Annotated in this window: 1 protein-coding gene; it reads right to left on the bottom strand. The window is 34.6% G+C overall.

The window, feature by feature from the left end; genetic code table 11:
- A partial coding sequence (locus tag AOA60_RS13905; protein ID WP_143522440.1) for a PAS domain S-box protein occupies positions 1-512 on the bottom strand: 512 nt, incomplete at both ends.

The following is a 512-nucleotide window of genomic DNA, read 5'->3' as shown; positions in this document are numbered from 1 at the left end:
TCTCTTTCCCAGTACCAGTTTCACCAATAATTAAAACAGAAGAAGTTGTTCTTGTTGCCTTTGAAGCACTTTTGATTACATTAGTAATAGTTTTACTCTCACCGATGATTTGGTCAAACGTATAGTTTGCTTCGGACTTCTCTAGAGTATTAACCCGACTAAGTCTTTCGAGCTTTGTAATGTCTTTTGCAATTTCCACAGCACCGACAATAAGACCTTCATGGATGAGGGGGAATGTGTTATTTATCGTTGTGATTTCCTGTCCTTTATAGGTGAAGTACGTCTGTTTTGCATTTCTATGAACAGATCCACTTCTTAATGCTTGTAGTAAACGGCTTTCTTCCTCTGAATTAAATAGAAATATATCCATTATATTTTTGTTTAGTACATCTTCTTTTTCCATATCTTCAATAGCTGACATTTTTGAATTATAAATGATGGAATGTCCTTCGTGATTAATAACATGTATTCCAACATCGAGTGTATCTAATAGTTGACTATAACTTGGGTGG

Origin of the sequence: Pseudomonas sp. 2822-17 (genome assembly GCF_002742485.1) — a bacterium.
In the GTDB taxonomy this organism is placed as follows: Bacteria; Pseudomonadota; Gammaproteobacteria; order Pseudomonadales; family Pseudomonadaceae; genus Aquipseudomonas; species Aquipseudomonas cyclaminis.
The sequence above is the reverse complement of the archived record's forward strand: the minus strand, read 5'-3'. Positions and strand labels throughout refer to the sequence as shown.